This is a genomic window from Gordonia sp. AC31, from assembly GCF_031844505.1.
Taxonomy (GTDB): domain Bacteria; phylum Actinomycetota; class Actinomycetes; order Mycobacteriales; family Mycobacteriaceae; genus Gordonia; species Gordonia hongkongensis.
Genome location: NZ_JAUZVK010000004.1, coordinates 191321 through 211299 on the forward strand (window position 1 = coordinate 191321; position 19979 = coordinate 211299).

19 protein-coding genes are annotated in these 19979 nt (G+C 69.4%); 16 read left to right on the plus strand and 3 right to left on the minus strand.

The annotated features are described in order from the left end of the window. Positions 1 to 14: 14 nt before the first annotated feature. The 8 genes from Q9R39_RS06830 to truB all read left to right on the plus strand — a co-directional run bounded on the left by Q9R39_RS06830 (position 15) and on the right by truB (position 8735). Positions 15 to 299 carry a YlxR family protein gene (locus tag Q9R39_RS06830; RefSeq protein ID WP_058250131.1) on the plus strand — a complete coding sequence of 95 codons (285 nt, stop codon included), beginning with the start codon at positions 15 to 17 and terminating at the stop codon, positions 297 to 299. A 99-nt stretch (positions 300 to 398) separates the two neighbouring features. Further along, complete coding sequence (infB, locus tag Q9R39_RS06835; RefSeq protein WP_078112273.1) at positions 399 to 3251, plus strand: translation initiation factor IF-2; 2853 nt, start codon at positions 399 to 401, stop codon at positions 3249 to 3251. A 100-nt stretch (positions 3252 to 3351) separates the two neighbouring features. Further along, positions 3352 to 3807 carry a 30S ribosome-binding factor RbfA gene (gene rbfA / locus Q9R39_RS06840; protein WP_078112274.1) on the plus strand — a complete coding sequence of 152 codons (456 nt, stop codon included), beginning with the start codon at positions 3352 to 3354 and terminating at the stop codon, positions 3805 to 3807. Next, on the plus strand, positions 3804 to 4760 hold the full coding sequence (locus tag Q9R39_RS06845) for a bifunctional oligoribonuclease/PAP phosphatase NrnA (protein WP_311277227.1): 957 nt from the start codon (positions 3804 to 3806) through the stop codon (positions 4758 to 4760). Before rbfA ends, Q9R39_RS06845 begins: the two co-directional genes overlap by 4 nt. Positions 4761 to 4798: 38 nt before the next feature. Next, positions 4799 to 6151 (plus strand): MATE family efflux transporter, encoded by a 1353-nt coding sequence (locus Q9R39_RS06850; protein ID WP_311277228.1) that lies wholly within the window; start codon positions 4799 to 4801, stop codon positions 6149 to 6151. Between the two features lie 28 nt (positions 6152 to 6179). Beyond that, positions 6180 to 7181 (plus strand): metallophosphoesterase, encoded by a 1002-nt coding sequence (locus Q9R39_RS06855; RefSeq protein ID WP_311277229.1) that lies wholly within the window; start codon positions 6180 to 6182, stop codon positions 7179 to 7181. Next, on the plus strand, positions 7178 to 7834 hold the full coding sequence (locus Q9R39_RS06860; protein WP_311277230.1) for a 4'-phosphopantetheinyl transferase: 657 nt from the start codon (positions 7178 to 7180) through the stop codon (positions 7832 to 7834). The genes Q9R39_RS06855 and Q9R39_RS06860 overlap by 4 nt, the downstream gene beginning before the upstream one ends. Position 7835: 1 nt before the next feature. Beyond that, the gene (gene truB, locus Q9R39_RS06865; RefSeq protein WP_311277231.1) at positions 7836 to 8735 is read left to right on the plus strand and encodes a tRNA pseudouridine(55) synthase TruB; all 900 of its coding nucleotides are present in this window, start codon (positions 7836 to 7838) and stop codon (positions 8733 to 8735) included. 22 nt (positions 8736 to 8757) lie between these two features. Here the strand turns inward: truB and Q9R39_RS06870 are convergent, their stop codons facing one another. Then, on the minus strand, positions 8758 to 9426 hold the full coding sequence (locus tag Q9R39_RS06870) for a metal-dependent transcriptional regulator (protein ID WP_078112279.1): 669 nt from the start codon (positions 9424 to 9426) through the stop codon (positions 8758 to 8760). A 100-nt stretch (positions 9427 to 9526) separates the two neighbouring features. Between Q9R39_RS06870 and Q9R39_RS06875 the strand changes: the two genes are divergently transcribed. The 3 genes from Q9R39_RS06875 to Q9R39_RS06885 all read left to right on the plus strand — a co-directional run bounded on the left by Q9R39_RS06875 (position 9527) and on the right by Q9R39_RS06885 (position 13659). Beyond that, positions 9527 to 10495: a bifunctional riboflavin kinase/FAD synthetase gene (locus tag Q9R39_RS06875; RefSeq protein WP_311277232.1), complete on the plus strand. Its 969-nt coding sequence runs from the start codon at positions 9527 to 9529 to the stop codon at positions 10493 to 10495. A gap of 120 nt (positions 10496 to 10615) precedes the next feature. Beyond that, positions 10616 to 10885 (plus strand): 30S ribosomal protein S15, encoded by a 270-nt coding sequence (gene rpsO, locus Q9R39_RS06880; RefSeq protein ID WP_004021887.1) that lies wholly within the window; start codon positions 10616 to 10618, stop codon positions 10883 to 10885. A gap of 470 nt (positions 10886 to 11355) precedes the next feature. Beyond that, positions 11356 to 13659, plus strand: coding sequence for a polyribonucleotide nucleotidyltransferase (locus Q9R39_RS06885; protein WP_058250140.1), 2304 nt, complete (start codon positions 11356 to 11358; stop codon positions 13657 to 13659). A gap of 71 nt (positions 13660 to 13730) precedes the next feature. On the opposite strand, the gene Q9R39_RS06890 is transcribed toward Q9R39_RS06885, so the two are convergent. Continuing rightward, positions 13731 to 14471 carry a hypothetical protein gene (locus tag Q9R39_RS06890; protein WP_311277233.1) on the minus strand — a complete coding sequence of 247 codons (741 nt, stop codon included), beginning with the start codon at positions 14469 to 14471 and terminating at the stop codon, positions 13731 to 13733. 136 nt (positions 14472 to 14607) lie between these two features. Between Q9R39_RS06890 and Q9R39_RS06895 the strand changes: the two genes are divergently transcribed. Then, a complete protein-coding gene (locus tag Q9R39_RS06895) occupies positions 14608 to 16089 on the plus strand; it encodes a putative nucleotidyltransferase substrate binding domain-containing protein (RefSeq protein ID WP_311277234.1) in 1482 nt (493 codons plus the stop codon). Positions 16090 to 16095: 6 nt separating this feature from the next. Next, positions 16096 to 16872, plus strand: a complete 777-nt coding sequence (locus Q9R39_RS06900; protein ID WP_311277235.1) for an NRDE family protein — start codon at positions 16096 to 16098, stop codon at positions 16870 to 16872. On the opposite strand, the gene ald is transcribed toward Q9R39_RS06900, so the two are convergent. Beyond that, positions 16873 to 17988 carry an alanine dehydrogenase gene (ald, locus tag Q9R39_RS06905; protein ID WP_311277236.1) on the minus strand — a complete coding sequence of 372 codons (1116 nt, stop codon included), beginning with the start codon at positions 17986 to 17988 and terminating at the stop codon, positions 16873 to 16875. Positions 17989 to 18134: 146 nt separating this feature from the next. Here ald and Q9R39_RS06910 point away from each other — a divergent pair, with 146 nt between their 5' ends. The 3 genes from Q9R39_RS06910 to Q9R39_RS06920 all read left to right on the plus strand — a co-directional run bounded on the left by Q9R39_RS06910 (position 18135) and on the right by Q9R39_RS06920 (position 19975). Next, entirely contained in the window at positions 18135 to 18617 is a 483-nt protein-coding gene (locus Q9R39_RS06910) for an Lrp/AsnC family transcriptional regulator (protein WP_058250145.1), read from the plus strand. Positions 18618 to 18683: 66 nt separating this feature from the next. Continuing rightward, positions 18684 to 19433, plus strand: a complete 750-nt coding sequence (gene dapB / locus Q9R39_RS06915; RefSeq protein WP_078112443.1) for a 4-hydroxy-tetrahydrodipicolinate reductase — start codon at positions 18684 to 18686, stop codon at positions 19431 to 19433. A 2-nt stretch (positions 19434 to 19435) separates the two neighbouring features. After that, positions 19436 to 19975 (plus strand): hypothetical protein, encoded by a 540-nt coding sequence (locus Q9R39_RS06920; RefSeq protein WP_311277237.1) that lies wholly within the window; start codon positions 19436 to 19438, stop codon positions 19973 to 19975. Positions 19976 to 19979: the final 4 nt, after the last annotated feature.

Below are 19979 nucleotides of genomic sequence, written 5' to 3' on the forward strand. Positions count from 1 at the left end.
GCACACCCATCCGGATGTGCATCGGTTGCCGGCAGCGGGCAGAGGCCGGCGAGTTGGTCCGTGTCGTCGCACAGCTGTGCGGTGACACCCCGACAGTCGTGGTCGATCCCGCGAAGACCATGCCGGGACGAGGCGCGTGGCTGCACGCGCGGTCGGAGTGCATCTCCACCGCGACGCGACGCCGGGCCTTCGCCGCGGCACTCCGGACCCCCGGTCTGACCGTGGACCCGGACGATCTCACCGAACAGCTCGGCGCGATCACCCACCAGAGGATGGCTCCCCGGAGCCGGAACAGGTAGCAGAAGACATGAGCACACCGTGAAGTCACGATGAGCATGTACCGGACTTAAATCGAGGCCGTAGCGGGTGAGCCGCTTGGCCTCCAAGTGAGGAGAGCAGTGGCAGGCAAAGCCCGCGTGCACGAATTGGCCAAAGAGCTCGGCGTCACGAGCAAGCAGGTGCTCGAGCGTCTGAAGGAGCAGGGCGAGTTCGTCAAATCGGCGTCGTCGACGGTGGAGGCCCCCGTGGCCCGTCGACTGCGTGAATCGTTCCCCGGCAAGGACGGGGGAGCCAAGGACTCCAAGTCGTCCCCGGCCCCCGGCCCGCGCCAGAGCGCCAAGCCCGGACCCAAGCCGTCCGGCAACTCGAACGCACCGAAGCCCGGTGCACCCGCAACCCCGTCGGCGCCGGTCGCCGATCGTCCGAGCCCCGGCCCGCGCACCAACGCGCCGAAGCCGGGCGCACCCAAGCCCGCACCCGCACCGGCGGAGACCCCGGCCCCGGCGCCCGCCCCCGCGGCGGAGCGTCCCAGCCCGCGTCCCGCGGCACCGGCGCCGCAGGCCCCGGCCGCGTCGGCAGCACCGTCTGCCCCCACGTCGAGCCCGGGTCCGCGTCCGGGCCCGAAGCCGGGTCCGCGTACGCCGCGGGTGGGCAACAACCCGTATTCGTCGGCACCGGCGCCCGCGCCGCGTCCGGCTGCCCGTCCCGGACCGGGTCAGGGCGGTCCGCGTCCCGGCGGTGGCCGTCCCGGCGCCGCCGGCCAGGGTGGTCCGCGTCCCGGTGGCGGTCGTCCCGCTCCCGGCCAGGGCGGTCCCCGTCCCAATCCCGGCAACATGCCCCCGCGTCCGAGTCCCGGCGCCATGCCGTCGCGTGCGGCCCGTCCCGACGCCCGTCCGGGTGGTCGCGGCGGTGCCGGCGGAGGCCGTGGTGGCCCCGGCGGCGGCGGTGGTTACCGCGGCGGCGGCGGCGGAGCCGGTGCACCGGGAGGACCTCCCGGTGGCGGTTTCCGCGGTCGTCCCGGCGGCGGTGGCGGTGGCGGCCGTGGACGCGGCGGCGCAGCAGGCGCCTTCGGTCGTCCCGGTGGTGCACCGCGCCGTGGTCGCAAGTCGAAGCGGGCGAAACGCGCCGAGTACGAGAACATGCAGGCACCGGCCGTCGGTGGCGTCCGGCTGCCGCGCGGCAACGGCGAGATCATCCGTCTTGCCCGCGGTGCGTCGCTGTCCGACTTCGCCGACAAGATCGACGCCAACCCGGCTTCGCTGGTCCAGGCGCTGTTCAATCTCGGCGAGATGGTGACGGCGACCGAGTCGGTCAACGACGAGACGCTCGAGCTGCTCGGCTCGGAGATGAACTACCGCGTCCAGGTGGTCAGCCCCGAGGACGAGGACCGCGAGCTGCTCGACAGCTTCGACCTCACCTACGGCGAGGACGAGGGCGGCGAGGAAGACCTCGAACAGCGTCCGCCGGTGGTCACCGTCATGGGCCACGTCGATCACGGTAAGACCCGACTGCTCGACACGATCCGTAAGGCCAACGTCCGGGAGGGCGAGGCCGGCGGCATCACGCAGCACATCGGTGCCTACCAGGTGAACACTCACCTCAACGGTGAGGATCGCCTGATCACCTTCATCGACACCCCGGGTCACGAGGCGTTCACCGCCATGCGTGCCCGCGGCGCCAAGGCGACCGACATCGCGATCCTCGTGGTCGCAGCCGACGACGGCGTCATGCCGCAGACGGTGGAGGCGGTCAACCACGCCCAGGCGGCCGACGTGCCGATCGTGGTCGCGGTGAACAAGATCGACAAGGAAGGCGCCGACCCGCAGAAGATCCGCGGGCAGCTGACCGAATACGGTCTGGTCCCCGAGGAGTACGGCGGCGACGCCATGTTCGTCGACATCTCGGCCAAGCAGGGCGAGAACATCGACGCACTGCTCGAGGCCGTCCTGCTCACCGCGGACGCGTCGCTGGACCTGCGTGCCAACCCGGACATGGACGCCCAGGGTGTCGCCATCGAGGCGCACCTCGACCGCGGCCGCGGCCCGGTGGCGACCGTGCTGGTCCAGCGCGGCACGCTGAAGGTCGGCGACTCGATCGTCGCCGGCGACGCCTACGGACGTGTCCGACGCATGGTCGACGAGCACGGCGACGACGTCCCCGAGGCGCTGCCGTCGCGTCCGGTCCAGGTCATCGGCTTCACCTCGGTCCCCGGCGCAGGCGACAACCTGCTCGTGGTCGAGGAGGACCGCATCGCCCGGCAGATCGCCGACCGGCGCAACGCACGCAAGCGCAACGCGCTGGCCGCACGCAGCCGCAAGCGGATCAGCCTGGAAGACCTGGATTCGGCTCTCAAGGAGACCAGCCAGCTCAACCTCATCCTCAAGGGTGACAACTCGGGTACGGTCGAGGCCCTCGAAGAGGCCCTGCTGAACATCGAGATGGGCGACGAGGTCTCGCTGCGGATCATCGACCGCGGTGTCGGTGGCGTCACCGAGACCAACGTCAACCTGGCGGCGGCCTCGGATGCGATCATCATCGGCTTCAACGTCCGGGCGGAGGGCAAGGCCACCGAGCTGGCCAACCGCGAGGGCGTCGACATCCGGTACTACTCGGTGATCTACCAGGCCATCGACGAGATCGAGAGCGCGCTCAAGGGCATGCTCAAGCCGATCTACGAAGAGGTGGAGCTCGGCCGCGCCGAGATCCGCGCGATCTTCAAGTCGTCGAAGGTCGGCAACATCGCCGGTTGCCTCGTGCAGTCGGGCATCATGCGGCGCAACGCCAAGGCCCGCCTGCTGCGCGACAACGTGGTGGTCGCCGAGAACCTCACCGTGTCGTCGCTCAAGCGTGAGAAGGACGATGCCACCGAGGTTCGCGAAGGCTACGAATGTGGTCTCACGCTGACCTACTCGGACATCAAGGTGGACGACGTGATCGAGACCTACGAGCTGCGGGAGAAGCCGCGCGACTGATCGCGGCGACGACCACCCTCGTTCGACATCTCGACAGTTGTGGTGCGCGCCGACCGGTCTCCGGTCGGCGCGCACGCAGCGCTATGGAAGGAGTCCTGGAATGGCAGATCCGGCACGGGCTCAGCGCCTGGCCAAGCGGATCTCGTCGATCGTCGCGTCGGCGATCGCGCACGAGATCAAGGATCCGCGACTGGCGTATGTGACGGTCACCGATGCCCGGGTGACCAACGATCTCCACGATGCGACGATCTACTACACCGTGATGGGTGAATCCATCGACGCCGAACCCGACTTCGAGGCTGCGGCCGCGGGTCTGGCGAAGGCGACCGGCGTGCTGCGGTCGAAGGTCGGTGCGGGTACCGGGGTGCGCTTCACCCCGACCCTGCGCTTCGTACTCGACACGGTTCCCGATGCCGCGCGTCAGATGGAGGAGCTCGTCGCCCGCGCCCGCGCTAACGACGAACTCGTCGCCCGACGCGCCGCCGAGGCGAAGCCGGCGGGGGACTCCGACCCCTATCGGTCGGCGGACGACGACACCACCGGTACCCGCGAGTGAGCAGTTCGTCGAGCGCGGCGATCGCCGCGACGCTGGCCTCCGCAACCGCGGTGACCATCTGCTGTCACGTCCGGCCCGATGCGGACACGATCGGCAGCGGTCTCGCGCTGGGGCTGGCACTCGACCGCCGGGGCGTCGACGTCGAGGTCTCCTACCCGGGGACCGAACAGCTCCCGGCCTCGCTCGCCGGGCTGCCCGGTGGCAAGTTGCTGTGCGCTCCGGCGCAGGTCGTCGGACACCCACTGGTGGTCGCGGTCGACGCCGCCAACCTCGAGCGGCTGGACTCGCTCGGTGAGACGTTCACCGCGGCGCAGACCTCGATCGTCATCGACCACCACGCGTCGAACCCCGGTTTCGGCGATCTCGACCTGGTGGACCCGGCCGCCGACTGCACCGCCGTGCTGGTGCTCGACATCCTCGACGATCTGGGCGTCGAACTCGACGCCGACATCGCCACCTGTGTCTACGCCGGCCTCAGCACCGACACCGGCTCGTTCCGCTGGGCGCGACCGGCGTCGTTCCGCGTCGCGGCCCGGCTTCTGGAGACCGGCGTCGACACGCGGAAGTGGAGCCGGATCCTGTTCGACTCCCATCCGTTCGCCTGGTTCTCGATGATGTCGGGTGTCCTGGCGTCGGCGCAGCTCGTACCCACCGCCTGCGACGGTGAGGGTCTGGTGTACGCCGTCGTCGACCAGCAGGCGCTGGCCGGGATGAGCTGGGAGGAGTCCGAGAGCGTCGTGGACACCATCCGGACCGCCCGCGAGGCCGAGGTGGCAGCGGTGTTCAAGGAGGGCGAGCCGGGCGTCTGGACGGTCTCGCTGCGGTCCAAGGACATCGTCGATCTCGTACCGATCGCCCGGGCGCACGGCGGCGGCGGGCATCGTCAGGCCTCCGGGTACAGCGACACCGGTACCGCCGACGAGGTGGTCGCCAGGTTGCTGGAGTCGCTCTGAGCCTCCCGTCGGAGCCGGATGCCGGGGACGCCCCGGGCGTGGCACGCATCGCCACCCTCACCGTCTCGGCTCTCGCCGTCCTCATCGCGCCGCCGCTGTACCTCCTGCTGGACCTGGCGGTCGTCGGACGCCTCGGCGGCGAACAACTGGCCGCTCTCGGCGTCGGCACCCTGGTGCTCTCGATCGTCAGTACGCAGCTGACCTTCCTGTCCTACGGCACCACAGCCCGCTCCGCGCGTCGCTTCGGCTCCGGTGACCGGGCCGGCGCCGTCGTCGAAGGCGTGCAGGCGAGCTGGATAGCGGTGGCGGTCGGCGTCCTGATCGTCGCCGTCGCCTACCCGTGCGCCCCGGTCGTGATGCGTCTGCTGGTCGGGACGTCGTCGCCGGAGTCCGCCGCGGTGGCCGACGATGCGGCGGGCTGGCTGCGGATCGCGATGTTCGGCGTTCCGCTGATCCTGCTGTCGATGGCCGGGAACGGGTGGATGCGCGGCGTCCAGGACACCCGTCGTCCCGTCGTCTACGTCGTGGTCGGGTTGTCCCTCGCCGCGGTCCTCGTCGTCGGACTGGTCCACGGCGTCGGCCCGTTCCCGCGTCTCGGTCTCGACGGCAGCGCGATGGCCAACGTGATCGGACAGGGTGTGACGGGCGTGCTGTTCGCCGTGCGGGTGGTCCGCGAGGCACGGCGGGTCGCCGTGGGTGCCGGCCACGGGCCCGGTTCGCGCGCCTTCGCACCCGACTGGTCGATCATCCGCGCGCAGCTGGTCATGGCGCGGGATCTGGTCGTGCGGAGTCTGTCGTTCCAGGTCTGCTTCGTCTCGGCAGCCGCGGTCGCCGCGCGATTCGGGGTCGCCCAGGTGGCGGCGCACCAGCTCGTGCTGCAGCTGTGGGAGTTCATGGCGCTGTTCCTCGACTCGGTGGCCATCGCCGCCCAGGCGCTGGTGGGCGCGGCGCTGGGAGCGGGACGACTCTCCGCAGCCGATTCCGTCGCCCGGCGCGTCACCGCGGTGTCCGTCGTCGCCGCCACCGCGATGGCGGCCCTCTTCGCGGCCGGTGCGGCGCTCATCCCGCGCATCTTCACCTCCGACGCCGCCGTCCTTGACGCCGTCGGGGTGCCCTGGTGGTTCTTCGTCGGCATGTTGCCGATCGCCGGCGTGGTCTTCGCGCTCGACGGCGTGCTCCTCGGCAGCGGCGACGCCGCCTTCCTGCGCACCGCGACCCTCGCCGGCGCCCTCATCGGGTTCCTGCCGCTGATCTGGCTGTCGCTCGTGTTCGACTGGGGACTCGCGGGTGTGTGGTCGGGCCTGGTGGTGTTCATGCTCGTGCGTCTGGCCACCGTGGTGTGGCGGATCCGGTCCGGCCGGTGGCGCCGGGCAGGTGCGGTCCGCGCCTGATCGCGGTCCTCTGGCACGATGGATCCTCGTGGCTACTCTGTGGGCGATCAGCGATCTGCACATCGCGCATCGGGGCAACGAGCACATCATCGACAGCATCCGGCCGACGTCGCCGGACGACTGGCTCATCGTCGCCGGTGACGTCGCCGAACGCACCGACGACATCGTCGACACCCTGCGTCGTCTGCGGGCTCGGTTCGCCACCGTCGTGTGGGTGCCGGGCAACCATGAGCTGTACACGACGGCGAAGGACCCGCTGCAGGTGTTCGGCGTCGCGCGGTACGACTACCTCGTCCAGGCCTGCCGCGACATCGGCGTGGTGACCCCGGAGGACATCTACCCGCTGTTCGATCCGGGCGATGGCTCCGATCCCGTCCGCGTGGTCCCGATGTTCCTGCTGTACGACTACACCTTCCGCCCGGAGGGCACGGCCAACAAACTGACCGCGCTCGCGCTCGCCCGGGAACGCAATGTGGTGGCCACCGACGAGTTCCTGCTGTCGCCCGAGCCGTTCCCGACCCGGGACGCCTGGGGCCGGGCGCGGATCGAGATCACCCGGCGTCGGCTGCAGGCCATCGACCCCACCGAGAAGACGGTCCTCATCAACCACTGGCCGCTGCGCCGCGAACCGTGTGACGCGCTCATCTACCCGGAGTTCGCGCTGTGGTGCGGCAGCGAGCTGACCGCCGACTGGCACACCGAGTTCAACGCGGCGTGCTGCGTGTACGGACACCTGCACATCCCTCGGACCACCTGGTACGACGGCATCCGGTTCGAGGAGGTGTCGGTCGGCTACCCGCGGGAGTGGAAGCGCCGGGGACTCCCGAACCCCCTGATGCGCAACATCGTTCCCGGAGACGGGCTCGGCGCCTCTGATCTGCCCGAGCACGGCGTCCGGTTCGATCTGCCGCCCGACTACGCCGAGCGGGCCGCCGAGTTCCGGCAGCGGGTCGAGCAGCGGCAGGCGGAACGACGAACACGACAGGCCGAGCGGCAAGCGGAACGGCAAGCGCGAGAGGACAACCGATGATCGAACAACTCCTGCCGGCCGGCGTCGCCTCGGCGGAGGCGTTCGCCGATCCACCGAATCTCGTCCTGCTGCCGGCCGAGCAGAGCCTGATCTCGCGCGCGGTGGAGAAGCGTCGTCGCGAGTTCACCACCGTTCGGCACTGCGCCCGGCAGGCGTTGGGGGAGCTGGGCTACGAACCCGTCCCGATCCTCAAGGGGGACAAGGGGGCACCCGTGTGGCCGGCCGGGATCGTGGGCAGCCTCACCCACTGCGACGGTTACCGCGCCGCAACGGTCGCCTACGCGATGTCGGTGCGTTCCCTCGGCATCGATGCCGAGCCGCACGACCGCCTGCCCGATGGTGTGCTCGAGCACACCAGCCTGCCCGCCGAGCGCGAGGTGCTCGCGACCCGGTCGGGCGACCTGCACTGGGACCGGCTGCTGTTCTGCGCCAAGGAGGCCACCTACAAGGCCTGGTTCCCGGTCGCCAAGCGCTGGTTGGGTTTCGAGGACGCCCACATCACCTTCGAACAGTCCACCCCGACGTCGGGGACGTTCACCTCCCGCATCCTCATCGACCCGGCCGCCGCCGACGGTGGGCCGCCACTGCTGGAGTTCTCCGGACGCTGGCTGGTCGAGCGCGGCATCATCACCACCACGATCGCGCTGACCTGACGTGGCCGACGCAACCATCGAGAACGCCGGCCTGCTCGTCGTCGACAAGCCGGCCGGGATGACCAGCCACGACGTCGTCTCACGATGCCGGAAGATCTTCAACACCCGCCGCGTCGGGCACGCCGGCACCCTCGACCCGATGGCCACCGGGGTCCTGGTCGTCGGGATCGAGCGGGCCACAAAGCTTCTCGGACTGCTGTCGCTGACGACGAAGTCGTACACGGCGACGATCCGACTCGGCGCGTCCACCACGACCGACGACCGCGAAGGCGAGATCCTCGGCACGGCAGACGCATCCGGGGTCCTCGACGCCGACATCACCGCGGCCATGGCCGATCTCACCGGTGACATCCAGCAGGTCCCGGCGAAGGTCAGCGCCATCAAGGTCGACGGCCGGCGAGCGCACGCACTGGTGCGGACGGGAGCCGACTTCGACCTCGCGCCGCGCCCGGTCACCGTGTCCCGCTTCGAGCTGCTCGACGCCCGGCGCGACGCGGCGTGCGTCGATCTCGATGTGGCCGTTGACTGTTCGTCGGGCACGTACATCCGGTCACTGGCGCGCGATCTCGGCGCCGCGCTCGGGGTCGGCGGGCACCTGACCGAACTCCGGCGGACGGCGGTCGGCCCGTTCACCCTCGACCACGCGCGAACACTCGACGACGTCCGCGACGAGCCCCGCGTCAGCCTCGACATCGACGAGGCGGTCAAGATCTCGTTCCCGCGCCGCGACATCGACGACGACGAGGCCGAGTCGATCAGTCAGGGTCGATGGCTGGAGCCGATCGGCCGCAAGGAGATCTATGTCGTCGTCGATCCGCGGGAACAGGCGATCGCGCTGATCCAGGAAAAGGGACGCCGCGCGAGTTCGGTGATGGTGGTGCGGCCGGCGACCCTGCGCTGACGCGCCCTGCCGAAGAAACGGGTCAGCCGCGCGGGACGACGAAGATGGCGCGTGCGGCGATGTCGCCGAGGTCGATGGGATCGCCGTCGTCGAGCGACACCGAGATCGTGCCCGCGAACGGGCGCTTCTCGGCGACGGTCACCACACAGTCGAGGGCGACGCCCACCTGGTCGAAGTAGCGCAGCATCTCGGGATCGGTGTCGGAGATCCGGGCGATGGCGCCCGACGCCCCGACCTCCAGGTCGGCCAGGAGCGCCGCGTCCGGTGCGGGGATCGAGCCGTCGAGTGCGGGAATCGGGTCGCCGTGCGGATCCCGGTCGGGGAAGCCGAGTTTCGCATCGAGCCGGGCCATCAACCGGTCGGACACCGCATGTTCGAGGATCTCCGCCTCGTCGTGGACCTCATCCCAGCGGTAGCCCAGCTCGCGCACCAGGAAGGTCTCGATCAGCCGGTGGCGGCGCACCATCAGGACTGCCGCGGACCGGCCCGCGGCGGTGAGGGTGACCGCGCCGTACGGTTCGTGCGAGACGAAGCCCTGGTCGGCGAGTTTGCGGATCGCCTCCGACGCGGTCGATGCGGACACGCCGAGGGATTGAGCCAGCAGCTTGGTGGTGACCTTGACGTCTTCCCACTCCTGGCTGGTCCAGATCACTTTCAGATAGTCCTGGGTCACCTGTGACAGTTCTGTCACCGGACGATCCGTTCCCCGAGGCATGACCAAGAGCTTAACCCCACCGCAAACGCGAGTGGCGGTGGTGGTTTGGAACACCGGGTGCCCGTAGTCTGGTCGCGTGTTGCGTTGGCGAGGTCTGGACGACATCCCCGCGGACTGGGGACGGTGCGTGGTCACCATAGGTGTCTTCGACGGTGTTCACCGGGGACATGCGGAGCTCATCAACGCCGCCACGAAGGCGGCGAAGGAGCACGGCGTCCCGGCGGTGCTGATGACGTTCGACCCGCACCCGTCCGAGGTGGTCCGCCCGGGATCCCATCCGCCGCAACTGACGACGCTGACACGACGCGCCGAGCTGGCCGAGGAGCTCGGCATCGACGTCTTCTGCGTCATGCCGTTCACACCCGAACTCGCCGCCCGGTCGCCCAAGGACTTCGCCCACGACATCCTCGTGGAGACGTTGCACGCGGCCGTCGTGGTCGTCGGCGACAACTTCACGTTCGGACGCAAGGCGGCCGGCGACGTGGCCAAGCTCGCCGAACTCGGTGGGAAGTTCGGCTTCTCGGTGGAATCGGTCTCGCTGTTCGGTGAACATGCGGTGACCTTCTCGTCGACCTACATCCGCTCGTGTGTCGCGGCCGGTGACGTCGACCGCGCGACCGAGGCGCTCGGCCGTCCGCATCGGGTCGAGGGAGTGGTGGTGCGCGGCGACGGCCGTGGCCGCGACCTCGGATACCCGACGGCCAACGTGGCCCCGCCGATGTACGCCGCCATCCCCGCCGACGGCGTCTACGCCGCCTGGTTCACGATCCTGGGCGCGGGTCCGGTCGTCGGCGAGGTCGAACCGGGGGAGCGCTACCAGGCCGCGGTGTCGGTCGGCACCAACCCCACCTTCTCCGGCCGCACCCGAACGGTCGAGGCGTTCGTCCTGGACAAGAGCGCCGACCTCTACGGGCAGCACGTCGCCGTCGACTTCGTGCACCGCATCCGCGGGATGGAACAGTTCGACGGGGTCGACGACCTGATCACCGCCATGGGCGACGACGTGACGAAGACGCGCGAGATCCTGGCGGCGGCCGAGGGCTGAGCCCGGTGGATTTGGGCCGGGTGCCACCCGGGCGGTAGCCTGATCAGTCGGTGTTGCTGCAGTCCGCGGTGGCGCACCGTGGTTGTTTCGGACGCGGTACTGAGAAACAGGAGTATCTCCATGGCTTTGACTGTCGAGCAGAAGAAGGAAATCCTCGCCGAGTACGGTCTGCACGAGACCGACACCGGCTCGCCCGAGGCCCAGGTCGCGATGCTGACCAAGCGCATCACCGACCTCACCGAGCACCTGAAGCAGCACAAGCACGATCACCACAGCCGCCGCGGTCTGCTGCTGCTGGTCGGCCGTCGCCGTCGTCTGCTGAAGTACGTCGCCAAGGTCGACATCAACCGCTACCGTTCGCTCATCGAGCGTCTCGGCCTGCGTCGCTGATCTCCCGACTTCCACCGGCCGCCCCCGAAACGGGGGCGGCCGGTTTGTCGTATCGGGGGTTGTCGTATTGAGGTATCGACAGTCGGCGGTGATACGCTGACAGACGGATCGTGCCGGAACTCGAGGCAGTGCGGAACGACCAGCCAGATCGGTCCTCGGTAGTGGCCGCCGGAACCCTCGCCCGGGCAACCCTCGGGCGCGCAGGATTCCGGCCGCTTCGATCGAAGGCCGTCTGAGCACTCAGCCGGCGCAGACACGCTGCGCCATTCACCGTGCTGCCGCACATTCTCGGCGCGTTCTGGGTAGGTCCGATCCGCGCGTGCGCTCCTGTGCGAGCCCGCTCGACGTCACACGTGAGTTCGTGCTGCGCACCTCCGCGAAGGCCACCCCCAACCGCACAAGCGGCCACCTTCTCGTGGCCGCGTCAGACGGCCGCCACCGGCAGCCGCTACGAAGGGATTCCACCCCACATGACAGATGTGAACACCACCGAAGACTTCGCCGACGACTACGACGACGCGATCACCGAGGCGACCGCCGTCATCGACAACGGGAGCTTCGGCACCCGCACGATCCGGTTCGAGACCGGACGCCTCGCGCTGCAGGCCGCCGGTTCGGTGACCGCCTACCTCGACGACGAGAACATGCTGCTCTCGACCACCGCGGCGTCGAAGCACCCGAAGGAGCACTTCGACTTCTTCCCGCTGACCGTGGACGTCGAGGAACGGATGTACGCCGCCGGCCGCATCCCCGGATCGTTCTTCCGTCGCGAGGGCCGCCCCTCGACCGACGCGATCCTGACCTGCCGTCTCATCGACCGTCCGCTGCGTCCGTCGTTCGTCGACGGTCTCCGCAACGAGATCCAGGTCGTCGTGACCGTCCTCTCGCTGAACCCGAACGACCTCTACGACGTCGTCGCGATCAACGCCGCGTCCGCCTCCACCCAGCTCGCGGGTCTCCCGTTCTCCGGTCCGGTCGGCGGCGTGCGCGTCGCGCTCATCCCGACCGAGGAGAACAAGGCCGGCCAGTGGGTCGCGTTCCCGACCGTCGAGCAGCTCGAGGGCGCCGTGTTCGACATGGTCGTCGCGGGCCGCATCGTCGCCGGCTCCGGTGACAGCGCCGACGTCGCGATCATGATGGTCGAGGCCGAGGCCACCGACAACGTCATCGACCTCATCGCCGGCGGCGCGCAGGCACCGACCGAGGCGATCGTCGCCGAGGGCCTCGAAGCCGCCAAGCCGTTCATCGCCCGCCTCTGCGAGGCGCAGAAGTCCCTGGCCGCCGCCGCGGCCAAGGAGACCGCCGAGTTCCCGCTGTACCCGGCATACCAGTCGGATGCCTACGACGCGGTGGCGGCCGCCGCCACCGATCGCCTGTCGGAGATCCTGACCATCGCCGGCAAGCAGGAGCGCGACGACAAGACCGACGAGCTCAAGGCAGACGTCCTCGAGCAGCTCGGCGAGCAGTTCGCGGGCCGCGAGAAGGAGATCGGCGGGGCCTACCGGTCGCTGACCAAGAAGCTCGTCCGGCAGCGCATCCTCACCGACCACTTCCGCATCGACGGCCGCGGAATCACCGACATCCGTGCCCTCTCGGCCGAGGTCGCGATCATCCCGCGCGCCCACGGCAGTGCGCTGTTCGAGCGCGGCGAGACCCAGATCATGGGTGTCACCACCCTCGACATGGTCAAGATGGCGCAGCAGATCGACTCGCTCGGACCCGAGACGTCCAAGCGGTACATGCACCACTACAACTTCCCGCCGTACTCGACCGGCGAGACCGGTCGCGTCGGATCGCCCAAGCGTCGCGAGATCGGCCACGGTGCGCTCGCCGAGCGTGCCCTCATGCCGGTGCTGCCGAGCGTCGAGGACTTCCCGTACGCGATCCGCCAGGTGTCCGAGGCACTGAGCTCCAACGGTTCGACCTCGATGGGCTCGGTCTGTGCGTCGACCATGTCGCTGCTGAATGCCGGTGTGCCGCTGCGCGCCCCGGTCGCCGGTATCGCCATGGGCCTCGTCTCCGACACCGTCGACGGCGAAACCCGTTATGTCGCACTGACCGACATCCTCGGCGCCGAGGATGCCTTCGGCGACATGGACTTCAAGGTCGCGGGCACCAAGGACTTCGTGACCGCCCTGCAGCTCGACACCAAGCTCGACGGCATCCCGTCGCAGGTGCTCGCGGGTGCGCTCAGCCAGGCCAAGGACGCCCGACTGACCATCCTCGACGTCATGGCCGAGGCCATCGACGAGCCCGACGAGATGAGCCCGTTCGCGCCGCGGATCACCACCATCAAGATCCCGATGGACAAGATCGGCGAGCTGATCGGCCCGAAGGGCAAGACGATCAACGGCATCACCGAGGAGACCGGCGCCAACGTCTCCATCGAGGACGACGGCACCGTGTTCGTCGGCGCGGCCGACGGCCCGTCCGCGCAGGCGGCGATCGACCGCATCAACGCGATCGCCAACCCGCAGCTGCCCAAGGTCGGGGAGCGCTTCCTGGGCACCGTCGTCAAGACCACCGCGTTCGGCGCCTTCGTGTCGCTGCTCCCGGGTCGCGACGGCCTCGTGCACATCTCGAAGCTCGGCAAGGGCAAGCGCATCAACAAGGTCGAGGACGTGGTCAACGTGGGCTCCAAGCTCCGCGTCGAGATCGCCGACATCGACGAGCGCGGCAAGATCAGCCTCGTCCCGGTCGACGACGACGCCGACAAGGCCGACGCACCCGCCCCCGACGCGGTCAAGGATGACGCGGTGAAGGCCGACGCCTGATCTGAGTACGACCCACCGGGGCCCGCCGTCCATTGCGGACGGCGGGCCCCGGTGTCGTCTGGAAGCCGGCGTCAGGATCGGTCGGCCGTGTCGAAGCTGATCTCGAAGCCGTCGGTCCAGGCCGACCCGGATCCGGCGATCTGCTCGTAGAGGCCTTCGATGGTCTGGGCCGTCGAGATCGCCTGGTCGGGGTTCTGCGTGCCGAAGTTGCCGCTCGAGGAGATCCCGACGAGGACATACCGTCCGCCACGGGTCTCCTGGTACCACGGTGAACCCGAATCCCCGCCGAGGACGACGAGTTCGGCGTTGACGAGACGATGCTCGGGCGCGGCGTCCTGATGCAGCAGGGCGGTCACGGTGCCGACGGTCGTCCCGGTGCGTTCGCCGGTCTTGGCGACCGGTTCGCCGACCTCGGGGTCGGCCGCCGTCGCGAACACGGGGTCCACCTCCCAGTCGTCCTCGATCGCGATGACGGTGAAACCGCGGGGATCGGCGAGCGTGATCGACCCGTCGGGGGTGCCGCCGTCGTCCTGCCAGTCCACGACCTCACCGATCGTCTCGCCGTCGGTGGTGGTGACCTCGTCGCCGACGCCCTCGGCGCAGTGCCCGGCCGTGACGGCGAGACGATCACCGTCGGCGTTGGTCCCGAAGAAGCCGATGGAACACAGGCCGTCGCCGATCAGGATGCCCTGGCCGGCGGTGAGTGTGTCGGCGTACTCGGGCGTGATGGCGGCTGCGGGGGCGGTCGTGCCCATTGCCACGGCCAGAGCGGCCAGCAGGGTGGTCGCGGCGGCGACGTGAGGCTTGATCATCGGGGGTCCTTTGCTCCGAGAGGGTGTCTGCTCCCTTCGAGCCGAACCCGGGCCCCGCGGTGTGCCGGCCGGACTCCGAATCATTCGACCGGCCGACGGTCTTCGAAGACCTCCGGCCCGCCTAGACTCTGCAGACATGGCCGGTGAGGAGAAGCCGCAGCTGACGGTGGCGCGGCGTCGGGACGCCGGCGGGATCTCTGCGGCGAGCACGGTCGCGGAACTACTCCGCACCGAACCGGTGATCGGCAGGGTCGACATGACCGTCCGTCAGGCGGCCGCACTGATGACCGAGCGCGGCCAGGACTATGTCGTGATCCCGCTGTCGGGCCGCCGGTACGGCGTGCTCACCGACTCCGACATCCGGGCCGAGGTGGTCGCCGCCGGGCGCAGGGTCGACACTCCCGTGGGTGAGATCGTGACGACGCCGGCCTTCGTCGTCGGGGCCGACGCATCGGCGATGGACGTCCTGACCGAGCTCGTCGACCGCGAGCTCGCGATCGTCCCGGTCTGCGACGCCGATGGAGAAGTCCTGGGTGTCGTCGGGGCGGGGGATTTCGTCGCCGACCCCGTCGGTGCGGGCATCCCGCTGCGCGAACAGATCCGACGTTCGATCGACGTCGAGGAGCTGCAGGGGCACGCGCGCAGGCTGCCGCAGTTCGTGGCCGATCAGGTTCGCCGGGACCGACCGCCGTACGAGATCTCGCGCGCGGCTTCCATGATCGTCGACGCGGTCGTCGGTCGCGCGCTCGATGTCGTCCTGACCGCACACCCCGAACTCGATCCCGCAGCGTTCATCTGGTTGTCGCTGGGCAGCAACGCCCGTCGGGAGCCGGTGCTGAGCTCGGACGTGGATTCGGCTGTCTCCTTCGACGATTCGGCCGGCGGCGAGATCGAACGCTATCGGGCAGCCTTCGGTGAGGTCGACGAGGTGGTGCGGAACGCCGGACTGCGGGTCGACGACAACGGCGCCGTCGCGTCGAAGCCGCTGTTCGCGCGGACCCACACGCAGTGGCAGACGGCGGCGCGTGCGTGGATCGATGATCCGCTCGCCGGCAAGGGCATGATCTTCACATCGCTGATGCTCGACGGCCGGCCGGTCCGTGGGCGCGACGCGGTGTCGGCGACGCCCGCGGTCGCGATGATCGCCGGGTTGCGGCGTGACCCCCGGACGATGAATCTGCTGCTGGCCGAAACCCTTTCGATGCGTGCCCGGTTGCGGTCCCGGCGGGATGTGTGGACCGGTCGGGGCAACATCGTCGACATCAAGGGGCATGCGGTGACACCGCTCGTCAACATCGCGCGGTGGGCCGCGGTCAGTGTGGGTTCGACCGACGTCGACACCCGTGGCCGTCTGCGCGCGGCGTCCGGCAGCGAGATGCTGCCGACCGATCAGGCGTCGACGCTCATCGAGGTCTTCGATGTGCTGCAGCGTGTTCGGCTGCGATATCAGGTCGCACAGTTCGACAACGGTGATCCGCCCGGCGATCGGTTCGATGTCAGGCAGTTGTCCCCGCTGGACCGCAGCCTGCTCGGGCAGGCGGTGCGCGAGATCGCCGGAGTGCAGCGCCGCATGTCGACCATGAGCCGACTTCTTCCCGGACCCGAGCAGGTGACCTGAAACCCGATGTGCCTGATCCTTTGTGCGTGGAACGCACACCCCACTCAGCGGCTGATCGTGGCCGCCAATCGGGACGAGCAACACCGTCGCCGCACCTTCGCGCTGTCGCACTGGGACGACCTGCCGATCCTCGGCGGTCGCGACGCCGTCGCCGGCGGTACGTGGATGGCTGTCTCGGCCGAGATCCCCGACCGGGTGGCCATGGTCAGCAACGTCCGTGTCGGTCCGGCTCGACGGGCCGGAATCCGTTCGCGCGGACAACTTCCCGTGAACTATCTGATCGGCGACGACGACCCGAAGGTGTACGCCCACCGGGTCCTCGACGACGCGGCCGCGTACGATCCGGTGAATCTGCTCGTCACCGATCGGGACGAGCTGTGGTGGATGACCAACTGGCCGGAGCCACGCGCCGAGCGGGTCGCCGACGGCGTGCACGGTCTCTCGAACGGGGCCCTGGACAACGACTGGCCGAAGGTCGTCGACGGTGTGGCGGCGTTGAGTGGGCTGGTCGAGGCAGACGGTGGCGGGTCGGCTGGGTCTCCGGACGAGTCCTACTTCGCCATGCTGGCCGACCAGGATCGGCCGGACCCGGCGCGTCTGCCCGACACCGGCGTCGGGCCACAGGCCGAGGCGGCGTTGTCGCCGATGTTCATCAACATCCCCGGGTACGGCACCCGGGCATCGACCCTGCTGCGCGTTGGGTACGACGGCCACGGATCGATGACCGAGCGCCGCTACGGTTGGCGGGGCCGCCGCCGGGGAACCACCACGCTGACGTTCTGATCAGTTGTGCGCGAAGGGGTTCGGCGACACGTCCAGGTCGAGTGCAGCACCGACCTCGGCGGTGAACAGTTGACCGTGCCGGGTGCTCAGTCCCGAGGCGAGTGCCGGGTCGGCTGCGCACGCCTGCTCCGGTCCCGATTCGGCCAGCCGGAGGACGTAGGGGAGGGTCGCACCGGTGAGCGCCTGCGTTGACGTGCGCGCGACGTTGCCGGGCATGTTCGCGACGCAGTAGAAGACGGTGTCGTGGACGGCGAAGGTCGGGTCGTCGTGGGTGGTGGGTCGAGAGTCCTCGAAGCAGCCGCCCTGGTCGATCGCGACGTCGACGAGCACCGCGCCCGGCTTCATCTGGGCGACCGTGCTGTTCGAGACGAGGACCGGTGCCTTGGCGCCCGGCACGAGGACGGCCCCGATCACCAGGTCGGCGCCGAGGACCGCCTCCTCGACTGCCAGGGCCGTGCTGTACCGGGTGTGGACGCGGCCGCCGAAGCGGGCGTCGATCGATCGGAGTTTGGCGATGTCGATGTCGAAGACGGTGACCTGGGCGCCCATGCCGAGCGCGATCTGCGCCGCGTTCACGCCGCTGACGCCACCGCCGAGAACGACCACGTCGGCGGGCTCGGTTCCCGGCACGCCGCCCATGAGTACGCCCCGACCGCCCGCCGAACGCATCAGGTGATAGGCACCCACCTGCGGTGCGAGGCGTCCGGCGACCTCGCTCATCGGGGCCAGCAACGGGAGCGCGCCGTCGGCGGTCCGGACCATCTCGTAGGCGATGGAGGTGATGCCCGACGCCAGCAACGCGTCGGTGCAGGCCCTGCCGGCGGCCAGGTGCAGGTAGGTGAACAGCGTCTGATCCCGACGCATCAGCGCGAACTCCGAGGCGATCGGTTCCTTGACCTTCAGCAGTAGTTCGGCCTGCTCCCAGACCGCGGCGGCGGTTCCCAGGATCTGTGCACCGGCGGCCTTGAAGTCGTTGTCGGCAATGGCAGATCCCTCGCCCGCGCCGGCCTGGACGATCACGTCGTGGCCGCACTGGTGGAGTTCGGCGACGCCGGCGGGGGTGATGGCCACGCGGTATTCGTGATTCTTGATCTCGGTGGGGATGCCGATGCGCATGATGACTCCGTCGGGTTGTGGTCTCCTGAACGTTCCTCGATGAACTGGTTTTCAGCGTGAAGGAACATCGGCCATGACACAATCGTGCGGAAGAATATTCTCGTGCAGCTCGGTCTGCCGACGATCGTGTGAGGACGGAGGGCGCGATGGCCACCACACCGAAGGATGTTCGGGCCGGTGAACTCGACGCGACGGACCGGGAGCTGCTCCGCCTGCTGCAGTCCGATGCGCGGATGCCGAACAGCGAACTGGCGCAGCGTGTCGGCATCGCCGCGTCGACCTGCCACGGCCGCCTGCGTCGGCTCGTCGACCTCGGCATCATCCGCGGCTTCTTCGCCGACGTCGACCCGGCGGCGCTGGGGCGCCCGCTGCGTGCCATGGTCGCCGTCAGTCTGCAGTCCGACGCGCGCGGTCAGATCCGGCGCTTCGTCGGCGAGATCGCCACCCACGACGAGGTGATCGACGTGTTCTTCCTCGCCGGCACCGACGACTACCTGCTGCATGTCGCCGCCGCCGACACCGAGGCTCTGCGCCAGTTCGTCGAACGACTCAACGGCCGGCCGGAGGTCGCCGGAACCACCACGTCGCTGGTGTTCGAACACCGCCGCGGCGGTGCCCCGATCTTCTGAGGAGAGACGCCACTAGACTGGCCCGGCAGCGACTCGGCCGGCAGGACACGACACGAAGAGGTGGACATGAGCGGTATCAAGGTGGGCGTCCTGGGCAGCCAGGGCAAGGTCGGGCAGGCGATCGTCGCGGCGGTCGAGAATGCCGACGACCTCACCTACACCGTGGGCGTCGACAAAGGTGACTCACTCGAGTTCTTCACCGACACCGAGACCCAGGTCGTCGTCGACTTCACCCATCCCGATGTGGTCATGGACAACCTGAAGTTCCTCATCGCCAACGGAATTCACGCCGTCGTCGGGACCACCGGATTCACCGAGGAACGCCTCGACACCGTCCGCGGCTGGTTGTCGGAGAACCCCGGTGTCGGCGTCCTCATCGCACCCAACTTCGCGATCGGCGCAGTGCTGTCCATGCGTTTCGCCTCCCAGGCCGCCAAGTACTACGACTCGGTCGAGGTCATCGAGTTGCATCACCCGCACAAGGCCGACGCGCCGTCGGGAACCGCCTATCGGACGGCAGAGCTGATCGGGCGCGCGCGGGCCGAGGCCGGTGTCGGACGCAGTCCCGATGCCACGACCGAGGAACTCGACGGCGCCCGCGGCGCGGTCGTCGACGACGTACGTGTCCACTCGGTGCGCCTCGCGGGACTCGTGGCACATCAGGAGGTGCTGCTCGGCACCGAAGGCGAGACGCTCACCATCCGGCACGACTCCCTCGACCGGGCGTCGTTCGCCCCCGGAGTGCTCCTGGGCGTGCGCAGCATCGCCGGCCGTCCGGGACTCACGATCGGGCTCGAAGAACTGATGGACCTCTGACGATGACCTCCTCCGGCCCGCCGAACGAGCCAGCTCACGACGACGACACCGAGGGCGGCGCACCCCGACTCGGCCCGCGGAAGAAGGACTCCCGTCCGATCGTCTGGATGATCGCATTTCTCGTCTTGGCGCTCATCGTGTACTTCGTCCTGCTCGGATGGCGTGGCTTCCAGCTGATCGCCTCCGGGTCGGCCGCCGGGATCGGTCTCGGTCTGGGCGTGATCGCGCTGCCGCTGATCGGGGCGTGGCTGGTCTACGCGACGCTGCGGGCGGGCCTCGAGCACCAGAAACTAGCCGCCATCATGGCCGACGAGGGACGTGAACTCGACATCTCGAACCTGCCGCACCGCGCATCGGGCCGAATGGAGCGCGACGCGGCCGACGAGCTCTTCGCCCAGGTGAAGGCCGAGTGGGAGGCCGACCCGAGCGACTGGCGCAACACCTACCGCATCGCCCGTGCCTACGACTACGCCGGCGACCGCACCCGCGCCCGCTCGATGATGAAACGGGCTGTCGCCCAGTACCACGGCCGGGAGCAGTAGTCCG